The 16,143-nt window shown below is 62.9% G+C and carries 15 protein-coding genes; 10 read left to right on the forward strand and 5 right to left on the reverse strand.

From position 1 onward, the window contains the following. Positions 1 to 74: 74 nt before the first annotated feature. From PLANPX_RS10110 to PLANPX_RS10150, 9 genes are all read left to right on the forward strand, one after another. Entirely contained in the window at positions 75 to 803 is a 729-nt protein-coding gene (locus tag PLANPX_RS10110; RefSeq protein ID WP_172991963.1) for an LON peptidase substrate-binding domain-containing protein, read from the forward strand. A gap of 220 nt (positions 804 to 1,023) precedes the next feature. Next, on the forward strand, positions 1,024 to 1,680 hold the full coding sequence (gene folE, locus PLANPX_RS10115) for a GTP cyclohydrolase I FolE (RefSeq protein WP_152098615.1): 657 nt from the start codon (positions 1,024 to 1,026) through the stop codon (positions 1,678 to 1,680). 36 nt (positions 1,681 to 1,716) lie between these two features. Then, complete coding sequence (locus PLANPX_RS10120) at positions 1,717 to 2,493, forward strand: hypothetical protein (protein WP_152098616.1); 777 nt, start codon at positions 1,717 to 1,719, stop codon at positions 2,491 to 2,493. A 56-nt stretch (positions 2,494 to 2,549) separates the two neighbouring features. Next, positions 2,550 to 3,026 (forward strand): hypothetical protein, encoded by a 477-nt coding sequence (locus PLANPX_RS10125; RefSeq protein ID WP_152098617.1) that lies wholly within the window; start codon positions 2,550 to 2,552, stop codon positions 3,024 to 3,026. A gap of 157 nt (positions 3,027 to 3,183) precedes the next feature. Next, a complete protein-coding gene (locus PLANPX_RS10130; protein WP_152098618.1) occupies positions 3,184 to 6,189 on the forward strand; it encodes an anaerobic glycerol-3-phosphate dehydrogenase subunit C in 3,006 nt (1,001 codons plus the stop codon). Between the two features lie 8 nt (positions 6,190 to 6,197). Beyond that, positions 6,198 to 6,431, forward strand: a complete 234-nt coding sequence (locus PLANPX_RS10135; RefSeq protein ID WP_172991964.1) for a MoaD/ThiS family protein — start codon at positions 6,198 to 6,200, stop codon at positions 6,429 to 6,431. Positions 6,432 to 6,509: 78 nt separating this feature from the next. Then, positions 6,510 to 6,935, forward strand: a complete 426-nt coding sequence (locus PLANPX_RS10140) for a molybdenum cofactor biosynthesis protein MoaE (protein WP_152098620.1) — start codon at positions 6,510 to 6,512, stop codon at positions 6,933 to 6,935. Positions 6,936 to 6,950: 15 nt separating this feature from the next. Beyond that, the gene (gene moaA, locus PLANPX_RS10145) at positions 6,951 to 7,991 is read left to right on the forward strand and encodes a GTP 3',8-cyclase MoaA (protein ID WP_152098621.1); all 1,041 of its coding nucleotides are present in this window, start codon (positions 6,951 to 6,953) and stop codon (positions 7,989 to 7,991) included. 216 nt (positions 7,992 to 8,207) lie between these two features. Beyond that, on the forward strand, positions 8,208 to 9,452 hold the full coding sequence (locus tag PLANPX_RS10150) for a PQQ-dependent sugar dehydrogenase (protein WP_198421873.1): 1,245 nt from the start codon (positions 8,208 to 8,210) through the stop codon (positions 9,450 to 9,452). A gap of 61 nt (positions 9,453 to 9,513) precedes the next feature. On the opposite strand, the gene PLANPX_RS10155 is transcribed toward PLANPX_RS10150, so the two are convergent. Further along, positions 9,514 to 9,753, reverse strand: a complete 240-nt coding sequence (locus PLANPX_RS10155; RefSeq protein ID WP_152098623.1) for a hypothetical protein — start codon at positions 9,751 to 9,753, stop codon at positions 9,514 to 9,516. A gap of 107 nt (positions 9,754 to 9,860) precedes the next feature. Then, positions 9,861 to 10,349, reverse strand: a complete 489-nt coding sequence (locus tag PLANPX_RS10160) for a hypothetical protein (RefSeq protein ID WP_152098624.1) — start codon at positions 10,347 to 10,349, stop codon at positions 9,861 to 9,863. Positions 10,350 to 10,673: 324 nt separating this feature from the next. On the opposite strand from PLANPX_RS10160, the gene PLANPX_RS10165 reads away from it, so the two are divergent. Beyond that, entirely contained in the window at positions 10,674 to 13,061 is a 2,388-nt protein-coding gene (locus PLANPX_RS10165) for a hypothetical protein (RefSeq protein ID WP_152098625.1), read from the forward strand. Between the two features lie 81 nt (positions 13,062 to 13,142). On the opposite strand, the gene PLANPX_RS10170 is transcribed toward PLANPX_RS10165, so the two are convergent. From PLANPX_RS10170 to PLANPX_RS10180, 3 genes are all read right to left on the reverse strand, one after another. Continuing rightward, positions 13,143 to 14,180 carry a hypothetical protein gene (locus tag PLANPX_RS10170; RefSeq protein WP_232536362.1) on the reverse strand — a complete coding sequence of 346 codons (1,038 nt, stop codon included), beginning with the start codon at positions 14,178 to 14,180 and terminating at the stop codon, positions 13,143 to 13,145. A gap of 349 nt (positions 14,181 to 14,529) precedes the next feature. Continuing rightward, positions 14,530 to 15,369, reverse strand: a complete 840-nt coding sequence (locus PLANPX_RS10175; protein WP_152098626.1) for an XdhC family protein — start codon at positions 15,367 to 15,369, stop codon at positions 14,530 to 14,532. 41 nt (positions 15,370 to 15,410) lie between these two features. Beyond that, positions 15,411 to 16,112: a DUF1559 domain-containing protein gene (locus PLANPX_RS10180; RefSeq protein WP_172991965.1), complete on the reverse strand. Its 702-nt coding sequence runs from the start codon at positions 16,110 to 16,112 to the stop codon at positions 15,411 to 15,413. Positions 16,113 to 16,143 lie beyond the last annotated feature (31 nt).

Here is a 16,143-nt window from a genome sequence, read left to right on the forward strand (position 1 = left end):
ACCGGCAGAGCCGGTGGCTTTCAATCGCGGCGATGAGTGCCGCCTCCTCACGCCTCCCGCCCACCGCACACGCCATGTCCATGCTGCCCTGGAACACCGACGACCTCACCTTTGACGAAACTCGATTCAAGGGAGTCGCCCGGCTGTTCCCGCTGCCCGACCTTGTGATGTTCCCGCACGTGATGCAGCCGCTCCACATTTTCGAGCCGCGGTATCGGGAGATGCTCAACGACGCCCTCGACAGCGACGGCCTCATTGCGATGAGCATCCTGGCGCCAGGCTGGGAAGCGAACTACGAGGGAAAGCCGCGGCTGCTGCCGCAGGTTTGCGTTGGCAAGGTGGTGACGCACCAGCGCCTGGAAGATGGCCGCTACAACATCATGTTGCTCGGGATGCGACGGGCGCGGTTGGTGAGCGAAGTCGCCACCGGCCGCTCGTTTCGGACGGCAGAGTTGGAACTACTTGATGAAACTTATCCCGGCGAGGGCGAGGCCGATCGGGCCGAATTGCAGGCGGTGCTCTGCCGGGAGTTCCAGCAGGCGCTGCCGTTACCTCCCGGGGCCAAGTCGCCCGGGCCGGTGCAAGACCTTCTCGCCGCGGAGTTGCCGCTGGCGGTGCTGACTGATTTGGCGAGCTTTGCCCTACCGCTCGATGCAGGGCTCAAGTGCCGGTTACTCGCCGAATGCAATGTTGATCGTCGGGCCGAGCTGCTGCTGGAAACGCTCGGCAAGCCGTGGAAGGGAATCCCCGCGACGCCCGCACCGGCAGCGGCCGGTTTTCCGCCCCGTTTCAGCCAGAACTGAGCCGGTTGACTCGCTGCGCCGCCGCAACGTACGATCGGCTGTTTCTTTGATTTACGGACGGAGTCTCCCACTAAGCAGAGTCACTGTGGGAGGCGTCTCCGACGCCGATTCCGCATTGCTGGGGTGACGATGTCACGCCGGCGGACCGCCGTCGGGGTCGGAGACCCCTCCCACACGCTCGGTCACTGGTACTTCTAAATTTATAGAGACGGCGGTATTGATGAGCGCTTCGCAAGCGAACGGCGGCAAGTCTGTCGACCACGGCAGTCTGTCGGGAGAACTCGACGAACCAGGTGACAACGCGACCTCGCACGAGGTCGATCTGCCGCGCATCGAGCGGGCGGTTCGCGAAATTCTGTTCGCCGTCGGCGAAGATCCCGATCGCGAGGGCTTGCGCGAAACCCCGGCCCGCGTGGCGCGGATGTATCGCGAGCTGTTCAGCGGGCTGCATACCGATCCGCGGATCCATTTGCAGAAGTTCTTCACCGAGAAGTACGACGAGATGGTCCTCGTGAAGGATATCTCATTCAACAGCATGTGCGAGCATCACATGCTGCCGTTCATCGGCAAGGCCCACATCGGCTACGTCCCCAACGGCAAGGTCGTCGGACTGAGCAAGCTGGCCCGCGTCGTCGAAGAGATTTCGCACCGGCCGCAGGTGCAGGAGCGGATGACCGAGCAGATTGCCAACTTGCTCGTCGAAGAACTCGGCGTGAAAGGCGTCGCGGTCGTGATCGAGGCGGCCCACTCGTGCATGTCGATCCGCGGCGTGCGGAAGCCGGATAGCTTGTGCGTCACTTCGGCGATGAAGGGGCTGTTCCGCTCGAACCTGTCGAGCCGGTCGGAAGTGATGAATCTCATCTACGGCGGCAAGTAGGCTGAGCAAGCCGAACGCCTAGCCCGCGGGGAACGCATGGCGCTGCTGACGGAATTTCTGCTGCGGCTGTCGTTTGGCCTCGCGGCGGGAATGACGATCGCTTCGCCGCGATTGGTGACGAGCGGGTACTTTCGCAACCATCTCTACGTGACGCTCGGACTCTCAGCGCTTGCGGCGCTGCTGAGTCGCGTGGCGGCGCCGGCGGCGTTCGGTTGGGCGATTTGTTCGGCCGTGCTGAGTTACGTTGGCGCCGTTTGCTGGCTCTATGAGAAGCCGCGGGCTGGCGTGGCGCTGCTGTATGGCGTGGCGATCGTCGGCGCCGTGGGATCGCTGGCCGCGATGAGCGGCGTCGACAGCCTTCACGTCACGGGAGCAGCAGCGGAAGCGTCGGGCGTGCTGGAGTGGCTGCGGTTCCTGCAGCCGATCACCTCGGGCTTGCTGCTCGGCACGACGACCGCGGCGATGTTGCTTGGGCACTGGTACCTAAACGCCCCCGGCATGCAATTGGCGCCGCTGCGTGAACTGCTGCTCGCAATGGCGGCGGCGGTTGCGCTACAGACGCTCCTCTGCGGCGCTGGGCTCGTTGGCGAGGCGTCGTCGCAAGCGCTCAGCACGCAAGATTGGCTCTTCCTGCTGCTGCGGTGGTCATTCGGATTGATCGGCGTGATCGTGCTCATTTACCTGACCTGGAAAACGCTCGAAATCCCCAACACGCAGAGCGCCACGGGTATTCTGTACGTCGCCGTAATCGGGACGTTTGTCGGCGAAACGATGTCGTTGCTACTGTCTGCCGAGTCGGTTTACCCCGTATAATGGCAGTTTGCCTTGGCCACGAGGGCGAGGCGTCCCGTTCCCCCCCGCGGTCAGCGATGCACGTCACCTACGCCTGCAGCTCTTGCGACAGCGCCGTTCGTCACGAGTTCGACGAACGGACGACGGCGCTCGCGTGCCCGGCGTGCCGGCACGAGGTGGCGCTGCCGGAGGGGGCCGTGAGCGGCGAGCGGGTACGGCGGTGCCTTGTTTGCCCGAGCCACGACCTGTACATGCGGAAAGACTTTCCGCAGCGATTGGGCGTGCTGCTCGTAGCGATCGGCGTCGTCGGCAGCTCGATCGCCTGGGCCAACGCGAACCTCGCGTGGACGTTCGGGATTTTGTTCGCCACGGCGCTGGCCGACCTGCTGCTATTCATGTTCGTCGGCAACGCGCTCATGTGTTACCGCTGCGGCGCCCAATACCGCGGCGTGGCGGAGATGGAAACGCACGGCCACTTTAATTTGGAAACGCACGAGAAGTATCGGCAGATCGCGACGCGGACGAAGGAGCTTGCAACGTCGCCCCCTTCTTGAATTCAAAAAAGTATTGCACCACGACGACACAACGAGCACGACGGAATTTTAGATTGCAGCTCGCCTGAATGGGTTACTTGGTTTTTCGTCGTGTCCGCTGTGCCGTCGTGGTTATTCTTCGTGATTAAAAGTCATCCGCACGCCTCGCAATCGCCCTATGGACGCTGAACAGCTTCGCATCCGTGACGACCTGCGGGGGCAACTCGACGGCGACGTCCATTGCGACGACTTGTTCGTGCAGATGTACGCCAGCGATGCGAGCATCTTCGAAGTGCCGCCATTGGGGGTGGCGTTGCCGCGGCATCGGGACGATGTCGTGGCGATCGTCCGGTATGCGGCGGAACGGGGTATTCCGCTCTTTCCCCGCGGAGCCGGGACGGGGTTGGCGGGCGATTCGCTCGGGCGCGGCATCGTCGTCGATTTTTCGAAGCACATGCGGCGGATCGTTTCGGTAGGCGAAGATCACGTCGTCGTGCAGCCGGGGGTGGTGCTGGCGCAGCTGAATGATCGGCTGGCCCGCAGCGGCCGGATGTTCGGGCCCGATCCGGCCAACGTCGAAGTGACGACAATGGGAAGCGTCGTGGCCCTCGACGCGTCGGGAAGCCGCTGGCCGGCGTATGGTTCGACGCGGCGGCATGTGCGCGAGCTAGAGGTTGTGCTCGCCGACGGGCAGGTGACGAGATTGTCGCAACATGTTCCCGACGTCGACGCCGAGCGTCGCGATGACCCGGCCGGAACGCTGGCGGCGGGAGTCGCCGACATCATCGCTCGGCATCAACATGCGATTGACGAGCGACGGACGCGCAGCCTCGTTGATCGGAGCGGCTATCGGCTGCACGACTTGTGGAAGTCGAATGACGCCGATGAGCGGGGCACGATCGACCTGGCACGGTTGCTCGTCGGCAGCGAGGGAACGCTCGCGATCGTCACCGAAGCAACGCTCGCGACAGTGGCGCTTCCGGAGCACACCGGCAGCATGCTGCTGTTTTTCACGTCGCTCTCCGGTGCGGCGCAGGCGGCCGCAGAACTCTCGATGCACACGTTGCGGGCATGCGATCTGATGGATCGCCGCCATCTCAGCCTCGCCCGCGAAACGAACCCGCGGTACGAGTTCTTGATTCCCGCCGAGGCCGAGGCGGTGCTGCTCGTTGAATGCGGCGGCGAATCTGAGGAAGAGGTGCTTCAGGCGCTGCGCGAGATCGAGCACCTGCTGGTCGATCAGCGGCGGATGGCGTCGAGCTCGCAACTCGCGCTCGATCCGTTTGACAGCGACGTCCTGTGGCAACTCGCGCGGCGGTATGTACCAACTTTGTACCGCCTGCGCGGTTCGTCGCGGCCGGTGCCGTTTGTGGAAGACATCGCCGTGCCGCCGCAGGCGCTGCCGAACTTCTTGCAGAAGTCGCTCGAGACGTTGCGGCGGCATCAGGTGACGGCGTCGATCTTTGGACACGCGGCGCATGGGCAGCTCCACATTCGGCCGTTTATCGATCTCACCGACCCCGAGGAAGTGCCGAAGCTTCGCGAGCTGGCGGAAGAACTGTACGGCTACACGTGGGAAGTGGGCGGCACGATTAGCGGCGAGCATGCCGAAGGATATAGCCGGACGCCGTACGCTGCGGGACAGCACGGGCCGTTGATGGCGGCGTTCCGCGAGGTGAAGTCGCTGTTCGACCCGCGCGGGATTCTCAACCCGGGCAAAAAGATTCCGGCCGATTCGGTGCCACTCGAAACGCCACTGCGGCGCGTGACGTTCCCGCTGCTGGATCGTTTGGAAGTTGATGACGCGCCGCCGCAGTCGAGTTCGCTTAAGCGCCCGCCGTCGAGTTTGATTCAGCTGCAACTCGACTGGCGTCCCGACGAAATGACGTACGCGGCGCGGATGTGCAACGGCTGCGGCGCTTGCCGCACGCAGGAAGCCGAGTCGCGGATGTGCCCGACGTTTCGCCCCGCGCCGCGCGAGGAAGCGTCGCCGCGGGCCAAGGCGAATCTGGCGCGGGCGATTCTCACCGGCGCGCTGCCGGCGGGGGCGGTGCTTGAGGAAGCGGTGAAAGAGGTATGCGACCTCTGCATCCACTGCCACATGTGTCGGCTCGAGTGCCCGGCCAACGTCGATGTGCCGAAGCTGATGGCCGAGGCGAAGGGTTCGTACGTCGCCGTCAACGGGCTGCGGCTGCACGATTGGTTCATCACGAACATCGACGTGCTGTGCGGCTACGCGTCGCGCTTCCCCAACATTGCGAACTGGGCGATTCGCAGCCGCTGGGCGCGGTGGGTGATCGAGCGGACGCTGGGCATCGCTCAGGGACGGAAGTTGCCGCGGTTCACGCGCGGGCCGTTCCTCGAATCGTCGACGCAAGCGCGACTGGCCAAACCGAATCGCGACCCGGGCGAGAAGGTGTTGCTGTTCGTCGATACGTTCGCCAACTTCTGCGATTCGCAGTTGGCGAAGGCCTTTGTCGCCGTGCTTGAGCACAACGACGTGTCGGTTTATATTCCCGATCGCCAGTACGAGGCGGGGATGCCGATGATCTCGCAGGGAGCGCTCGGCCCCGCGCGGTTGCTTGCTGAACGCAACGTGGCGATGCTCAGCGAAGCGGTGCGGCAGGGCTACACGATCGTTTCAACAGAGCCGTCGGCGATTCTTGCGCTGCAGCGCGAGTATGCTCACTTGCTCGGCGACGATTCCGATGTGCGGCTGGTGGCGGAAAACTCGATGGAGGCGACGCAGTATTTGTGGCGACTCCATCAGAAGGGGCGGTTGCGGCTTGATTTTCAACCGCTGGAGATGACCGTCGGCTATCACACGCCGTGCCATGTGAAGGCGCTCGAAGTCGGCGTGCCGAGCGTCAACTTGATGGGGCTGATTCCGAAGCTCGACTTGCGGCTGATCGAAAAAGGTTGCAGCGGCGCGGCGGGACTCTTTGGGTTTCAAAAGAAAAACTACCGGACAAGTCTGCGGATTGGCTTGCCGCTGATCACCGAGCTTCGCAAGGGTGGCTACCGGCTGGGCGTCACCGAATGCAGCACGTGTCGGATTCAGATGGAGCAGGGGGCGTCGATGGCGACGCTCCATCCAGTAAAGCTTGTCGCGCTCGCCTACGGGCTGATGCCCGAGCTGCGGCAGTTGATTGATAGTCCCGCGCAGGAGCTGGTAGTAAGATGAGGCTGACGGTGAAATTGTTCGCCGCGGCCCGGGAATTAGCGGGTTGCGGCGAGTTGCCGATTGAGTTGCCCGTTGAGGCGGACGTGGCGGCGCTGCGGACGGCGTTGTGCGCGACAGCGCCGGCGCTTGCGGAATTGGCGCGGCGGTCGCTCATCGCGATCAATGAGGAGTATGCAGCGGATGCGACGCGGTTACAGGATGGCGATGTGGCGGCGCTGATTCCACCGGTGAGCGGCGGCTAAAAAGAAATAACCTGGGGCAAGCTTGCCCCAGGCTAGCGGCGCGAGTTGATGCGGCGATAGCTAGGGTTTGAGCTTGGCATGATTCAACTGACCGACAACCCGATCGATGCGACCGCGCTCTTGCAATCGGTCCAACAGCCGGAGGCAGGCGCCGTGGTGCTGTTCCTCGGGATCACGCGGCAGTTTACCAAGGGGCGCGAGACGGCGACGCTCAGCTACGAAGCCTACCGCGAGATGGCGGCGAAGGAACTAGAGCGACTCGAGCAGCAAGCACGCGAACGGTGGCCGCTGGTGGATTGCAGCATCGTGCACCGCTTGGGCGAGGTGCCGCTGGCCGAGGCGAGCGTGGCGATCGCGGTGAGCAGTGCGCATCGCGGCGATGCGTTCGATGCGGGGCGGTGGTTGATCGATACGCTCAAGGAAAGCGTACCGATTTGGAAGCAAGAGCATTGGGCCGATGGCGGCGCCGAGTGGGTTCATCCAGCGACCAACGTAAACGGATAAGTTTGGCGATAGGCGATGTCGACGGCGATCGAACATGCAGCGAACGAGGATGCGACGGCGGGAAAACTTCCGCCGCTCGTCGATGCGTTCGGCCGTCGGCATACAAGTCTCCGCATCAGCGTTACCGATCGCTGCAACATCCGCTGCTTTTACTGCATGCCTGCCGAGGGCGTCGTCTTCCGGCCGCGGGCGGAACTGTTGACGTTCGAGGAGATCGAGCGATTCGTGCGATCGCTCGTGCCGTTGGGCCTCGACAAGCTGCGACTTACCGGCGGAGAGCCGCTGTTGCGGGCCGACTTGCCCGAACTCGTCCGCATGCTGGCGGCAATCCCGGGCATCCGCGACTTGGCGCTGACGACGAACGGCATGTTGCTCGACCAGCAAGCTGCAGCGCTCCAGTCAGCAGGCCTGCGACGCATCAACATCAGCCTCGACACGCTCAGCGAAGCGACGTTCGAGCGGATCACGCGGCGGCAGGGGCTTGATCGCGTGCTCGCCGGTATCGCCGCGGCACAGGAGGCGGGGTTCGACGAAATCCGTCTCAATGCGATTGCGATTCGTGATCTCACCGAGAGTGAAATTGTTCCACTCGTCGAGTTTGCCCGCGAGCGCCAATTGGAACTCCGGTTCATCGAGTTCATGCCGCTCGATGCCGAGCATCATTGGTCGAGCGACCAGCTATTGACGGGCGCTGAGATTCGCCGCATCGTCGAAGAACGTTGTGGCCCGCTGCAAGTCGCGCCGCGCGACAATGCGAGTCAGCCGGCGGTCGACTTCTGCTTTGCGGATGGCGGCAAAATTGGTTTTATCAACCCGGTAAGCGAGCCGTTCTGCGGCGATTGCAATCGGCTCCGCTTGACGGCGGAGGGGCAAGTGCGAAACTGCCTATTCTCAACAGTTGAATGGGACGCCCGCCGCGTCCTCCGTAACGGCGGGAGCGACGACGACCTGCGGACGCTGGTTCGCGAGTCGGTCGCCGCGAAAGCCGCCGCCCACGGCGTCGGCCGGAGCGATTTTCATCAGCCCGAGCGGGCGATGTACCAAATCGGCGGATGAATCAGTTGATATTTACCACGACGAACACGACGAACACGACGAGAAGAAAAGAAGAGTTGGAACCGCCGATGAACGCGGATAAGCGTAGATTGAGCAATCAATAATTTGATCTGTGTTAATCTGCGTCCATCGGCGGTTCCAAAGTATTTCGTCGTGTCCGTCGTGACGTCGTGGTGAAATTCATTTGTAAAAAGTCACCTCATGAGGAATTCCCCCGTGAAGTTTGTCGCTACGATCGTCTGCCTCGGCGCCATGGGCGTCGCTTCGCTTGCTTCCGCTGAGATTGATCGCTCGAAGGTTGATCAATCGCCGCTCAAGTCGGTGAAGGTGGTTGAGGCGTTTCCGAACCTGTTCTGGCCCGACGACGTCACCGGCGTTGACGAAGGGAAGCCGAAGGAACTGCGCCCGCTCGTAATCACCGGGGCGGGTGATGGCAGCGGCCGGTTGTTCATCGCGACGCAGCCGGGGCGGATCCATGTGATCGAGAACAAGCCTGACGCCGAGGAGATGGGGACGTTCCTCGACATCACCGATCGCCTCCACTACAAGGCGCCTGCCGAAAACGAGGAGGGCTTCCTTGGCCTCGCGTTCCATCCGAAGTTCAAGGAGAACGGCGAGTTCTTCGTCTACTACACGAACGACTACAAAGACGAAAAGGATCGCAAGTCGATCATCTCGCGGTTCCGCGTCTCGAAGGACGACCCGAACAAGGCCGATCCGGCTAGCGAAGAGATCATCATGGAGATCCCGCAGCCGTATTGGAATCACAACGGCGGCACGCTCGTGTTCGGTCCGGACGGTTACTTGTACGTCGGCCTCGGCGACGGCGGTTCGGGGCGCGATCCGCACGGCAACGGTCAGAATCTCAACACGCTGCTTGGCAAGATTTTGCGGATCGACGTCGACAACAAGGATCCGGGGCTGAACTACGCAATTCCCAAGGACAACCCTTTCGTGGGTCGCAAGGACGCGCGCGGTGAGAACTGGGCCTACGGCATTCGCAACATTTGGCGGATGGCGTTCGACCGCAAGACCGGCACGCTGTGGGCCGGCGAGGTTGGCCAGGATTTGTGGGAAGAGATCGACATCATCGAAAAGGGGGGCAACTACGGTTGGAACCTCCGCGAAGGGACTCACAAGTTCGGCGACAAGGGGAGCGACCCGCGGGCCGATCTCATCGAGCCGGTGTGGGACTACCACCACGACCTCGGCAAGTCGATCACCGGCGGCAACGTCTACCGCGGCAAGAGCGCGCCGGAACTCGAAGGCGCCTTCATGTATGGCGACCTCGCGACGGGGCAGGTCTACGCCCTGTGGGTCGACGAAGCGACGAAGCAGGCGACAGCGAACCGACTTGTCCTCGAGAAGGGGACGCCGATCTTCACCTTCGGCGAAGACGATAACGGCGAGACTTATTTCTCGACCCAAGAGGGCGGGATTTATAAGTTTGAGTCGCAGTAGGTTGGCGAGGCGGGAATGCCGCCTCGACTTCGCTTGAATGCATTACGAGAATGCTCGACGGTCAGTCACGCTGATCGTCGAGCATTTTTTTTCGCTTGCAAGAGTCGCCGCGCGGCAGCAGTAAGTAGCTCACCACCGTGCTGATCGAAAGCAATACGAGCAGCGCTGAAACGGTGAGCGTCGCGAAGAGTCCCCACGCGTTGCCCAAAATCAAGGTGAACGCTCCGCCGACCAGGAGTGCTGCGGTAGCGAAGAGCATCGCGATTGCAGGTAGCCGGAGCTTGCGACGCGAGTGACTCATTAGCGTTACGAAAGGAAACCAGCCTTACCCCACGTTGAAGGATTGAGTAACGCCGCGGTTTTCGCTTGTGGCCGATATCGCCGTTCTGCGAGCCGGAGTTGCTCCAATTATACCGCCACGACGATTCCCAGTAGGCCCGCTACCGCGGTCATGGCGATGATTGCCGAGCGAACTGTAAACCGCTGCCCGAGGCGGAGGGCGCCGACGCCCAGCAAAGCGAAGAGGAGGGCGGCGTACCAGAGTGGGAAAATGAGGGACCCGTCGGCGGCGCCGAACGAGCCGTTCGACGCCAGTTTGTTCTGAAACCAAATGTCGATCGGACGGTCGTCCAGGGTGAAATGAACGATCGTCCGCGACATGCCCATGCCGGTTCCGCCGCCGGCTGTGATCGCCCTCGGAGTGCCGACTGGGCAAAGCTCAGGATCCACCGGCGTGGCAGAGGCTTCCGCCATCCCATGGGTGGCGTCGAAGCTCCACAGACGCGTTCGGGTTTCGATGCCGAATCGGCAGAAGTTTCCGCTCCCCCATAGCGCTAGCGAGAAGACGCCGAGCGTGAAGCATACCGTCGCCAGGGCGTAGCGGAGGTAAGAGAGCATGGCGGCCAGTATAGCGGGCGTCGGCAACATTGAGTGAGGCGTCTTCTCCGTCGCCGCTCGGTTGAAGGCCCAACGCATGACAGATTGACGACACCTGCATCGCTGGCGATACGTCGCCCGCGGCCCTGCTGGGCTTGAAAAGTCAGTAATTCACGCGAGAGTTGTAGTTGCGCAGAGTTGGCGCCCCGTTTGCGTCCACTCTTGCCGGCGAGGTGCGTCGTGGGCCGACGCAGCGTTCTCGCCCGCTTGCCGCCGCCGACCCAATGCACAGCGGCGGCAAGTTGCAATGGTTACAAGGTGCTCCCGAGGAAGGGGGATCTCGCCATGGCTGTCGTTAAGTATTTCACTGCACTCAGCGCGCTCGTCGCCGTTTCGTTCGCACCGATCGCTGCGACGCGTGCTTTCGGAAAAGTCCCTGCTCCGCCCGCACCGGGCGGAGCCCCCGCTGCGGCGGTTGCGCCGGCGAACCCGGGGCCACTGGCCGGCGCCCAGCAGCAGGGCGGGATGCAAGTGCTCGACCAGGGGCCGATCCACGAGGCCTTCGCCGAAGCGGTCGTTCTCGAAGCGGGCCAATCGATCCGCGTGAAGCAGGAACCGCCGGAGCCGATCAACGAACTGCCGCCTGAGGTCCGTCCGGAGGGCGACAATGTCGAGTGGATTCCGGGCTACTGGATGTGGTCGGACGATCAGAACGATTTTATTTGGGTGAGCGGCGTCTGGCGCGATATTCCGCCGGGGCGTCGTTGGGTGCCGGGACATTGGACGGCTGCCGACGCCGAGTTTCAGTGGGTGCCGGGCTTCTGGGCCGGCGAGCAGGTGCAAGAAGTGCAGATGCTGCCGTTGCCGCCTGAGACGTTGGAAGTTGGGCCGTCGAGCCCGGCGCCGGCGGCGAATTTTTTCTGGGTGCCTGGTTGCTGGACGTGGAACGGCGGCGCCTACGATTGGCGGGCTGGCTATTGGTACGCCGGGCAAAATAACTGGGTTTGGATTCCCGATCGCTACTGCTACACCCCGCAGGGGGCGATCTTCATCTCTGGGTATTGGGATTACCTGCTCGCTTACCGCGGGTTGGCGTATGCCCCGGTGTGGTGGCCGCAGCCGGTGTGGCGCGGCGTCGGCTGGTCGTACCGCCCGTACAGCGTGCTCGATTCGGGGCTGCTGCTTTCGGCGCTCTACATCAACCGCCACCATCACCACTACTACTTCGGCTACGGCGGCTGGCACGGCAACCACTACAACCCTTGGTGGCAGAACGGCGGCCGCGGTCGCGGGTACGATCCGTTCTGTGCGTACCACCGCTGGCACGATGGCCGCAACCGGGATGACTGGTCGAACAACTATCGCCGCGACTTCGATCGCTTTCAACAAGACTACAGGCGGCCAAGCGGCGGTCCCCAGGGTGGTCCGAACGGTATTGCCGGCGGCGGCCCCAACGGCGGTCCGCATCGCAACAAGCTCGTGACGACTGCCGACTTGCGCCAACGTTCGCAGATCGGCCAAGTGAAGTTGCAGCAAGCTTCGAAGGTCGACCTTGATCGCTCGCGCGGCCAGATCGACCAGTTCAAGCAGATCCGCGATGCGCGAGTCGCTGCGGAAGGACGCTTCAAAGGATTCGAGAACGGCTTTCCGAAGAACTTCGACGATTTGAAGAACGGGCGCGGCGGCCAGCCAGGCCGCGGGCCTGGGCAGGGCGCGGGGATCGACCGCGACGCAATTGCGGGCGGAAAGAACGGGCGGCCCAACGATCCAGGCAAACTCGCCGGCGTCGTCGATCGCGACGTGATTCGCGGCGGCAAGCAGCTAGACGGAATCGACGGCAAACGGCCGGCCTTCAACTTACCGCCTGTCGCGCGCACAACCGGCAAGCCGGCCGTCGACGCCGGCGTCGGCAGCGGCAAACCTCCGGGATTCGTCGGCGGTTCGCGCGGCGACGTGCGGACGCTGCCAAACGGTTCAGTGCGCGGCGGCGATGCGAATGGGATGAAGTTCAGCGACTTGCAGCGGCAAATGCGCGATCGCGGCGGCAATCTTCCTGGTGGTCAGAATGGCCAAACCGGCGGGGGCAGCTCGGTGGTGCGTCGCGAACAATTGCCGGTTGGCAGCGGCGGCGGAATTCCGAGCGCGTCGCGAGAAATCATTCGCGGCGGCCAAGACTTGCCGCAGAACGGCGGCGCCGACCCGTTCCGCTCGAATCGTTCCGTGCGGAATCCGCAAGAATTCCGTCGGCAGCAGAACTTCGACGGCAATCCATCCTTTCCGCAAGGGAGCGGCCGCACGATGGAGGGTCGCGCTCGCATCGAGATGCCGCAGAATCGCCTGCAGCAACCAGTTGGCCCGACGGGGCAACTGGGCGTCCGCAGCATGCCGTACCAGTCGCGGAATCTGCAAGTGCCGATGCCGAGCGGAGCAAGCTCCCCGAGCATGATTCAGAGCGATCGGCCGAACCAGAGCTTTCGCGGCGTACCCAGCGGCGGAGTCGGCGCGCCGCGGTCGTTTGGCGGCTTCAATCAGGGTAACTCCGGCAACTTTGGCAGCGGTAACAGCGGCGCTGAGATGCGCGGCTTCCGCGGACCGTCCGGGGGCGGCGGGGGCGGGCAGATGATGCGCAGCCAAGGGGGGAGTGGCGGCGGCGGACCATCGGCCTTCCGCAGCAGCGGCGGCGCCGTCGGCACTGGAGGTGGCGGCGGAGGCCACGGCCACGGCCGCCGTTGAAGGTCAACCACGCGGCGCCTCGGACTGGTCGCTTAAGCGACCAGTCCGAACCCACGGTTGAGATTGCCAGTGCTAGGGGCGTTAGTACCGCAGAATCGCATCGACCGTGAGGCGATTCTCAAGCACGTCGCGGCGTTCGGTGAGCGGCAGTTCCCACGCGACGCCGATTTCAACATGCCGGTTCGGCTTGTACTTGGCGCCAATCGCCCCGGTGACGATGTCGTTGCCAGCCACGCCAGTCGAACCGAAGTTGAACAGATCGCCGCCTTCAATGCCGGGAGCAAAATCGTTGTTGCCCGAGCTCATCCAATGGTACCAGTTGTATTCCGTGAGGAAGTACCACTTTTGCAGCACCTGGTAGTCGAAGTGGTTCGACCAGTACCACATCTGGCTCTCTTCGCTGCTGTCGGCAGGTAGACGGAAGCCGGAGCCGCTGATCACGTGGCCATATCCTAAAACCTGTGCGCCGCCGGTGAGGAACAGGTGGAACTCGCCGTCGCCGTTGCCTTGCCGCGTGCGCGGCGTGCCGGCCGGAATTTCGTAGGTGAGGCCGCCGCTGAGGAGCCGTTGCGTCTCGGCATCGGAGTAGATGGTGTATTTCAAACCGGCCGCCACGTCGGCCCAACCGTCGGCGATCACTGGGTTCTGCGAGACGGCGTAGCCATCTTTCGTGGCGATGATCGACAGCCGGTCGGTGATGCGAGCCCGCGCCTGGGCCGCGTAAACTTGAATGTCGCCGCCGCCTGCCGCAAGCGGGACTTTATGGTTCAAGAAGATGCCGCGGACTTCGGTTAGCTGGCGGGGATCTTCGAAGAAGACCGGGTTCGTCATCGGACTGATGAAGCTGTCGAAGCAGTGATCCGACTGTTTGATCAACCCGCAGAGGATCGCTTTCTCGCAGCAAGAGTCGCTGCACGAAAGCTGCTCGCTGCAGCCGACGTCGCACGAGGGATCGTCGATCACGAACTGATCGGCGATGGCCGGCGGGCTGGCGTACTCGTAAGGGGCGACGGCCGAATCGGCGCCGACGATTTCCGAGGGCATCAGTTGCTGAGCGGGGGCGATCGACGGCATGCCGAGCGCCAGCGCCGCAACGGCGGCGGAGAATTTGGCGTTCATCCTGAACGGTGTCCTATGTGCGTCGTCCGTGTCGAGCAGCCGGGAGCGTGGGGCTCGGAACCGGCGCGGCCCAGAGAGCGGCCTGACGCTAGCATCGACGAGAATTAGCGTTAATGCGCTGGATTTTGTTCAAGCCTAGCGCGCACGGAATAAACGTGATGACTCTTTCGACAGGAGTCGCGCGATGCGGCAATTGGCGCCTGGCGCAGTCGTTATGGGTCGCAAGGTTTAACAGACGAGATGCTGAAGCTTGCTTCTGGGTGCCACTGGCATCCTGCCAGTGCTGAAGTAGGTACTCGCTCGGCACTTCTCACTGGCAAGATACCAGTGGCACCCAAAGCTGATTGATCTAGGCGGGGCTTTTGAGTGCGTCGCGAACTTGAAGCAGTTGGGCGACGACGCTGATCGCGATCTCCGCCGGCAGATTGCTGCCGAGCGGCAGGCCGATCGGGCAGTGGAACGCATCGGCTTGTTCTTCTGGAATGCCTGACGCTAGGAGTTCGCGGCGGAGAACCGCTCGCTTGGCGGCGCTGCCGATGACGCCGAGATACGGAAATTTCTGGCCCTGCCGAAAGATCGCTTCGAGAATCGGCCGGTCGGTGCGGTGGCCCATCGTCATGCAGAGGACGAAGGCGTCGCGGGGGAGGTCGCCCAACAGCGCGGCAGGATCAGCAAGGCAGTGTCTGCGAAGCCGTGGGTGGTCGGGGAGCTTGGCGAGCCATTCGTCGCGCGGGTCGACGCAAAGGATGCGGCAGGGAAGGGGGAGCAGCGCGGCGATGACCGCCGCCGCGACGTGGCCGGCGCCGAAGATGACAATCTGCCATTCGCCGTGATTGTAGATTTCGAAGAAGAGCTGGACGACTCCGCCGCAGGTCATGCCGACGTCGCGTTGGAGGTTCCACTCGACGAGCTGGGGGGAAGGAGTGACGGAAGACCGGGGGGATGAACCCCCCGGCTCGCAGGTGGGCGGTTCGTTGTGGAGGAGTTGTTGCGCTGCGGCGATCGCTTTGGCTTCGACGCGGCCGCCGCCGACGGTGCCGAAGTCGAGCCCCGCCGCCGTGACGAGCATCTTGCTGCCGACGTCGCTCGGCGTGCTCCCCACGGCGCCGACAAGCGTGACGCTCACGAACGGCGCGCCGGCGGCGGCGAGCTCGGCGAGGCGTTCGACGTATCCGTGAGGGGAGGGCATTTGCGGGGTAGCCGCGGGTCAACGACCCGCCGGAGCAGTATTTAGTTGACTCGCCATGCAGACAGAAGCTCGTTGCGGTCTGCGTTCTTGGCGCCGGTGATTGTCAGGAACGGATGGAGGACAGTCATCGGTGCGTCGGAGGAGATCGCCCAAACTTGACCGTCAGCAAACATGACGTGGATGCGGTCGTTGAGGAGCCCTTTCACTGAGCTGCCGAGTCGGCCACTCTGGGCTAGCAACTCGTCAACGTCGTAGTCGCCAGGCTCCATCCAATTTTTTCCCGAATTGGCAACTTCCATTAAGATCAGGACATCCGCAGGGAGTTCACTCCAATGAGCGGCAGGATTCGGGGAAATTGCCGTATCGTCGCCTACGATGGCAAAGATGTTCGTGTTGCAGTCGCTTGTAGACGGGGCCAAGCAATACACGTCAAAATGCATTTCTCTGAGATCGCGATTGGCGGGAGATTGCCATGATTCGTGATAACTCCAATCCATGTTGCTATCGAGCTGCGCGACGAAGGGGGTGATTAACCAACGCCAACTATTAAGCGGCGCGCCGGCATCGTCAACAGAGTGATTGGCCACGCCAGTATCTTGGGTGTCAGCGTAGTTGCTCAGACCGAGTCCGATTTGCTTCATCGAGTTTGTGATGTGGTTGGAGGTCGCACGCAGTCGACCGCTAACCCAAACCGAATGAAATCCGAAGACGATGAATGCGACTGCGGTGGTGGTGAGCAGCAATGAACGCAAACTGAATCGGAATGAGCTTGGC

Origin of the sequence: Lacipirellula parvula, from assembly GCF_009177095.1 — a bacterium.
Lineage (GTDB): Bacteria > Planctomycetota > Planctomycetia > Pirellulales > Lacipirellulaceae > Lacipirellula > Lacipirellula parvula.